This window comes from Vicinamibacteria bacterium, assembly GCA_035620555.1.
GTDB lineage: Bacteria > Acidobacteriota > Vicinamibacteria > Marinacidobacterales > SMYC01 > DASPGQ01.
Map to the genome: position 1 here is coordinate 1 of DASPGQ010000643.1, position 6,883 is coordinate 6,883.

Consider the following 6,883-nt stretch of genomic DNA (forward strand, 5'->3'; position numbering starts at 1 on the left):
TGGGGACCAGCGGAGGCACATCAAAAAAAGCTGGGTTCGTACCTTGCGCGTATCGCACCTGCAGGTTCTCGATGTTGTTCGAGACCGGGGTCCAAGAATCGCCAAGCAAATCGCTGCGCTCGAGCATCGGATTAGGCGTGGGAGGCAGGGGATTGATCCGGTACTGGACTATGTGGAACCAGCCGATCACGGCACAGTCAACGAGAACCTCGTTTTGAAAACCGCCGGGATAATTGAGACCGCTCGTGTCCGACGGGTTGTGGTTGATGTTGAGGGCGTCGCAATTGCTCCCGCTACCTGCGCCAGCGCCTGTGCATTTGGGACGTTGGGTCACCTCGAAAGGGTACAGGCCCGGCTCGACGTTGTCGCACGCCGGGTTACCATTCGGACCCTGGAGTGCCATCAGGATCTGCCCGTCGTTATAGGCTTGCTCGGGATCTACGTAAGGTGGCAGGCTGGACGGATCGACGTTCAGGGTGGAAGAGGAACCGATGGTGTTGCAAGAGCCACCACCGCCGCTCTTGCAAGGTAAGGGTCTGGACCAGGGTACCTCGGGGTCCGAGTACACGAGCGTCAGCATGTCCGGATTGGGAGCGGTCGCTGGACCGCCGCCGTCGAACCACATGATCGCCCTCTCGGGCGGCGCGTTGAAACCGGCTATCGTCAGATCCTGGCTGATCCGATCGATCCCGATACGCGCTGCGGCGGTCGTTTCGGTGATCTGAGGCTCCCGGCGGAAGCTTCTGTTTCCCTTCTGCAAGAGCAGAAAGACAGAAGCCATCACGACCGTGGTGACCCCCATCGCGACCACCATTTCGATGAATGTGAAGCCGCTCGCTTCCGTAATCCGAGCTCGTTTCATGGTAATCCCCCGTCCGAAGGAGCTCAGATAGCAATCGGTGTTCCAATCCGAACGAAGGCTCTAGATAGCTCTGAATTCGACAGTTAGCCCGATCGATTTACCTGAAGGGTGAGGGGGCGTTCGTGGACAATTTCGGGTTTTGACGACGTATGGGGCGTTGTTACTCGCGGCTACACACGTAACTCTCTGAACACCTAGGGGTTTTGCTCAAGTCCAATCCCCTGCCGCCCTGTAGCAAGAAAGCCGCCGAGGAGGTTGATGAATGTCGGGAAACCCCCGTGGTCGAATCCCCGCTTAGAGCGTGGCGTATTCCCCCTCGACGCTCGCTACGGCGGCGGGACAACGACCGTGTGTTGGAGCCGGCGGCCGGCCCCACCGTTCTATGGCCCGATGTATCGGCGCGGATTCATTAACGAAATTCTCGAGACAATACACTAGCGCTCGTAGAAATCAGGGGCCACCATCTCGATCTGGAAGTCGCCGCTCAGCTGGTGGGGCCCCCACCGGATCTGCAAAACCCCGCGGTCCATTTCCCCGTCCCTGAAACCAAGCTCCACCGTAAGCTCCTTCGCGCTCGCCGCCGCCCGCTCGTAGCGTAACGGCACGCCGAACAGGACCGGGACTTCGTCCGGACGGGGCACCAGTGCCCAGGCATCGATCAGGCTGGGGCGCACCGCCTCGGGATCGACGAATACCATCCGCCACGTCCCGGGTTTCTCCCGTTCCAGCGCCAGGTAGTAGATGCCCGGCTCGACCCGGCGGTCGCCGAAAACGAGCCCGAGCTGGGTGTCGAGGGTCGTCCATTTATTGTTTCCGAACCGCCAGAACATCCCGGTCGTGGCCCGGTCGAAAGCTTCCTGGTCATCGTACTTCTCGGGCCACTCCGGCAGACCATGCTCGATCGAGATTCGGCCGCCACCGATTTCGACACCGTCGTCCCGGTACGTCCAGTAGCTGAGGCTGGTGTAACCGCGACGCATGGTCTCGGCAACGGGTGTCCAGGCGCCCTCACGCACCTGAGATCCGGCCGGCAACGCGACCAGCAGGAAACCCAGGATCCATCGTTTTTGCATCGTGCCTCCTTCATGCTGGTTGCAAAGCTGACCGCGACGTCCCGGTTGCGGGACGGCTGGTTTCGCCTGCGAACATACTGACCGGGGAAGTCCATTGTTTCACCGCGACCCACTCTGGCATCAACTTTGCTGCAAGTCACCAAATCATGGATGCGCTCATCGCTGATATCAAGTACGCGGTACGTTATCTGCTCGCGAAACCCGGTACGACCTTCGTTGCCGTCGCCACCCTCGCCATCGGTATCGGGGCGAATACCGCGATCTTCAGCGTCGTCAACGGCGTTCTCCTCGAGCCCCTGCCGTATGACGAGCCCCACGAGCTCGTCGTCGTATGGCAGGACCTCACGCGGGTAGACGGTCCGGCGACGGAATGGGCGACCCCCGACAATTTCTTCGACTGGCGGGATCAGAACGAGGCCTTCGACGGCATGTTTGCCCTCTCCAATTTTGGACCAACGCTCTCGGGAGGAGTCGAGCCGGAGCTCCTTTCCGGCGCCCAGACATCTCATGACGCGTTCTCCTTGCTCGGCGTCGAGCCGATCCTCGGACGAGGATTCGCTCCCGAGGACGACACGGCCGCGAGCGAGCTCGTGGTGCTCTTGAGCCATTCACTGTTTCAGCGTCGCTTCGGAGGAAGCCCCGAAGCGATCGGCTCGAGGATTCAACTCGATGCCGAGCCGGCCACGGTCATCGGAGTTCTTCCGCCGGGCTTCGAGCTCCCCATGATCGAGAACGCCGAGATATTTGCGCCACTCCGGATCGACCGGACCAACACGTGCGGACGAGGCTGCTATACCCTTCGCGTCGTCGCGAGACTCTCGAACCGAGTGAGTCTCGAAAGAGCCCGAGCCGATCTCTCCGCCATCGCTTCGAGGCTCGAGCGGGACTATCCGGAAACGAATACGGGCGTCGGTATCCATCTCGTGTCGCTCCATGACCAGCTGGTTGGCGACGTGCGCGTCGCGATCTGGGTGCTGTTCGGCGCCGTGGGCCTGGTGCTCCTGATCGGATGCGCGAACGTAGCGAGCCTCATGCTCGCGCGGGCCGCCGACAGGGAGCGAGAGGTTGCCACCCGGGTCGCAATGGGTGCGAGCCGCGTTCGCCTCGTACGACAGTTGCTGACCGAGGGCTTTCTCCTCGCCGCCGCGGGTGCGGCCGTGGGCCTCGTTTTGGCTCTGTGGGGTGTCGATGTCCTCGTCTCCCTGGTGCGCGACGACGTCCCACGAGCGGCGCGCCTCGCCATGGACTCCCGCGCCCTTCTCTTCACCGTCGGGATTTCCAGCGTCACCGGCTTCGTGTTCGGTCTGGCGCCCGCATGGCACGCGTCGCGGCCGAGTTTGCAGGGCTCGCTGAGAGAAGGGCAAAGGGGAAGTGCCAGGGCCCCGCTCCGGAGAGCTCTCGTCGTCGCGGAAGTCGCTCTGGCGCTGACGCTCCTCGTGGCGGCGAGCCTGCTCCTGCGCAGCTTCGCCGCGCTCATCGAGGTCGATCCCGGACTGGACCCGGAGGGCGTGCTCACCGCACAGCTCAACCTCGTCGGCCCGGCGTACGATGAGACGACTCGACGGAGCGATTTCGTACGCCGTCTGCTGGCCCGCGTCAAATCGCTGCCCGGTGTCGAGAACGCCGGTGTCATCTACGTTTTACCGATGGGTGGAAACAACTCCGACGCCAACTTCTTGATCGAGGGACGCGAGCCGCCCGAACCCCATCGGACCCCGGTCGCCTGGTACCGACCCGCGAGCCACGATTATTTCGAGACGATGCGCATGAGCCTCGTGCGAGGCCGCTGGTTCCAGCCAGGCGAGGACGCCGAGTCACCGCCGGTCGTGCTCATCAACGAGACCGCAGCCCGTCGCTACTGGCCGAATGAAGACCCACTCCAGAGCCGTGTGAGGGTCGGAGGGAAGTATCGACAGGTAGTCGGTATCGTCTCGGACACGAAACACTTCGGGCTGGATCAGGACGAACGCTCCGCCATGTACTTCCCCTACGAACAGCTGCCGTTGCGCTTCATGAGCCTGGTGGTGAGGACGAGCGAGGACCCGACGTTACTCGTCAGTCCGGTCCGTGACGCGGTGTGGGAGATCGATCCCGTGCTCGCGGTCGCCCAACCCTCCACGATGCAGGATGTCATTGCCGCGACGGTCGCCCCGCCGCGGACCGTCACGATGCTCCTATCTGTCTTCGCCGCGGCGGCGTTGGCGCTCGCTGCCATCGGTCTCTACGGGGTCATGAGCTACGCCGTCGCGCAGCGGACCCGGGAGATCGGAATTCGCATGGCTCTCGGCGCGAAAACCGGCGACGTGCTCCGCTGGGCCGTCGGTGATGGAATGCTCCTTCTCGGGGTCGGAAGCCTGCTCGGCCTCGGGGCGTCGCTCGTCGCCACCCGTCTGATGGAGAGCCTCCTTTTCTCCGTGTCACCCCCCGACCCGATGGCTTTCGTCGCGTCGCTCGCCGTTCTGGTCGCCGTCGCGCTTTCGTCCTGCTACCTGCCAGCCCGGCGCGCCTCCCGCGTCGATCCTCTCATCGCCCTGCGTCACGAGTGAACCTCGCCGCTTGATCCAGACTCGTCCAACCCTTAGGGTTCTCTCCCGGGAGGACAGGATGGAAGGAGACAGACGGGTCGAAGTCGACATCGCGAACGATTCTCAGAGCGTGACGCGAACGGTTCATCGGGTGCTCGGCGAAGAGAAGTCGATCTCGCCCGATGAAGTCCAACTGCTCGCCAACGGCTGGGTCAGGCTGAGAAGGGGGGAAACCAGCCTGTATATATCGCCCCACGCGGTGGACTCGATCCTCGTCGAAGGCGGGGAGCTCGTGATCTCCTGATCGCGGCGCTCGTCGGGCGGCTTGCCGGGCTACTCGTCGCGTTCCTCCGCGTCGATGAGCTCCTGGAGGAACTGTTTGTCCGCCGCATCCGAGGGGCGGATCGTGTCCTTGGTTCGAATGAGCGTTCGTTTGCTGGCAATCGGGATGGTTACGCCGTCAATCTCGACGTGCTCCTGGTCCCGCGCAGCGTCCTTGTACATCACACCACAGGCTTTCGCCAGGAGGTCGACAATAACCTCATCGGCTATACGTACGACCGAATACCGTTCAACGTCGCTTTCTTCGACATCCGCCGCCGCGTTGTCGTCAAGGATGGCGAGGCCAGCCTTGACACGGGACACGTTCTCGGCGCTCGCGTCGATGAGCAGGTCGATGTCCTTCGTCGTGCGGCCGGCGCCGTGGGCAATGACGGCGAAGCCACCTATGAGAACGTAACGAGCTTCGTGCTCGTTCAGGGATTGGCAGATCCGGACGAGATCTTGGATTTGTGGCGTGCGAGAGTACTCGCGATCGTCCTTCTCATCCAAAGGTCCGCCTCCTCGAAGCTGGAAAAGCGGTAGACGCCCCGGGGCACGAGCGAGTCGACGGGCCGGAGGACCGCCGCGGTTTGCAGCAGCTGTCGCGCGACCTCGATCGAGACTCTGTTCTCTTTGCGCGCGCCGACGGTCTTGATAGAGAAGGGCTTGCCGCGAAGTCCCGAAGTCCGCGTTGTCATCGTCGCAACTAGAATACCGCGCCCATCGCCGGGGTGCGAGCCTCTCACCGTTCAACGGGCAGATCGTGAAGTGCGTAGGATTTCCAGAATCCGTCTCTCTCATAGACGGCCTTGCCGGCGACGACCGTGGCCAGGACCTTTTCGCTCATTCTCAGCAGCGCCTCCGGATGGAGATCTAGGGCGGTCAGATCCGCGTCCACGACCACGAGGTCGGCGAGCTTGCCGGGTTCTAGCGTTCCCCGAATATCGTCGTCGAAGGTGAGATAAGCGCCGTTGCGCGTGAAGGTGGCGAGCGCATCGAGGAACGAGATTCGCTGTTCGGGGCCATGGACCGCGCCCGAGATTTGATGCCGGCGAGTGACCATCTGGTACATGCCGATCCAGGGGTCCGGAGAATTGTTCGGATAATCGGAGCCCGACGCCATCATTACACCTGCATCGAGGAAGGTCTTGTACGGCGTGTGTCGCGCCATGCGCTCGGGGCCGATGTTCCGCACGAAGGAATCTCCCTCGAAATAGAGGTTTGCCGGATTGATGGCGGCGATGACCCTGTAGCGCGCCATGTCGTTGATGACCGATGTTTCCGGTTCGTCGGGTAGGTAGCAATGGATGATGCTCCAGCGAAGATCCGCCCCGGGCCGCTTGCTGCGAATGCGGTCCATCAGAATCTTGTAGACGTCCATGGTCTGGCGAATGGCGGCATCCCCGCAGGCGTGGGTGTGGATCTCCCAGCCGTACTCGGCGATGGGCTCGAACTGAGCGAGCCGGTATTCGAAATCGGGATCGCGGTAAGAGCCGAAATTCTCTTCGCCCAGCGGGTCCTGGGGAATCGTCAGGAACGGAGCGCTCATCGCCGCGCTTCGTGAGCCGATTCCTCCGTCCGCCGAGGACTTCACCCCGCGAATCTTGAGCCACTCGTCTCCCAGATTGTGGAATCCGAGGGCCTCGAGCCTTGCGGCGATCCGCTCCGGCTCCCCGAGCCCAACCGGGTCTCCGCTCCGATACCATCCGTCGTAGATCGTGACCCGGACGGGAAGCAGACCCTGATCGTAGGCTTCCTGATACACGCGGTTGACGCGGCCGATCTGATTGCCGGGCTCGACGATCGCGGTGATGCCGTAGGTCGTGAGCACTTTCAAACCAAGGACCAGGCTTTCGACTTTCTGCTCGAGTGATTTCTCCGGGATGGCGTCGGCCACCAGCCGAGGCGCCTTCGTCCCCACGAAGACACCATTCGGAAGCCCGGTGTCGTCGCGAAAGATGATGTCCCCGGGCTCGAAATCACGCGGCGTCCGGGTGAACCACTCCGGGTGCGTAGAGGGATCGTCGAATTCGATTCCCATCAGCTCGAAGACTTTCGTGTTGACCGCAATGCCTCGATAGATGCGGTCGAGCGAGATGGGA

Annotated in this window: 6 protein-coding genes; 2 read left to right on the top strand and 4 right to left on the bottom strand. The window is 62.5% G+C overall.

All coding sequences use genetic code 11. The features are described 5' to 3' along the window. Together VEK15_26245 and VEK15_26250 are read right to left on the bottom strand one after the other, a co-directional pair. Window positions 1-862: hypothetical protein (locus VEK15_26245; GenBank protein ID HXV64229.1), on the bottom strand; the 862-nt coding region annotated here is incomplete at its 3' end. Window positions 863-1,296: 434 nt separating this feature from the next. Next, the gene (locus tag VEK15_26250; GenBank protein HXV64230.1) at window positions 1,297-1,935 is read right to left on the bottom strand and encodes a hypothetical protein; all 639 of its coding nucleotides are present in this window, start codon (window positions 1,933-1,935) and stop codon (window positions 1,297-1,299) included. 146 nt (window positions 1,936-2,081) lie between these two features. Here VEK15_26250 and VEK15_26255 point away from each other — a divergent pair, with 146 nt between their 5' ends. Together VEK15_26255 and VEK15_26260 are read left to right on the top strand one after the other, a co-directional pair. After that, a complete protein-coding gene (locus VEK15_26255; protein HXV64231.1) occupies window positions 2,082-4,481 on the top strand; it encodes an ABC transporter permease in 2,400 nt (799 codons plus the stop codon). Window positions 4,482-4,539: 58 nt separating this feature from the next. Further along, complete coding sequence (locus VEK15_26260; GenBank protein ID HXV64232.1) at window positions 4,540-4,764, top strand: hypothetical protein; 225 nt, start codon at window positions 4,540-4,542, stop codon at window positions 4,762-4,764. Window positions 4,765-4,793: 29 nt separating this feature from the next. Here the strand turns inward: VEK15_26260 and VEK15_26265 are convergent, their stop codons facing one another. Together VEK15_26265 and VEK15_26270 are read right to left on the bottom strand one after the other, a co-directional pair. Beyond that, window positions 4,794-5,291 carry a nucleotidyltransferase gene (locus tag VEK15_26265; protein ID HXV64233.1) on the bottom strand — a complete coding sequence of 166 codons (498 nt, stop codon included), beginning with the start codon at window positions 5,289-5,291 and terminating at the stop codon, window positions 4,794-4,796. Window positions 5,292-5,523: 232 nt separating this feature from the next. Next, window positions 5,524-6,883, bottom strand: a 1,360-nt coding sequence (locus tag VEK15_26270) for an amidohydrolase family protein (protein HXV64234.1), incomplete at its 5' end; no start/stop codon positions are given.

Coding starts and splice junctions, on each gene's coding strand:
- VEK15_26250 (HXV64230.1), bottom strand. CDS start 1,935: ATGCAAAAACGATGGATCCTGGGTTTCCTGCTGGTCGCGTTGCCGGCC.
- VEK15_26255 (HXV64231.1), top strand. CDS start 2,082: ATGGATGCGCTCATCGCTGATATCAAGTACGCGGTACGTTATCTGCTC.
- VEK15_26260 (HXV64232.1), top strand. CDS start 4,540: ATGGAAGGAGACAGACGGGTCGAAGTCGACATCGCGAACGATTCTCAG.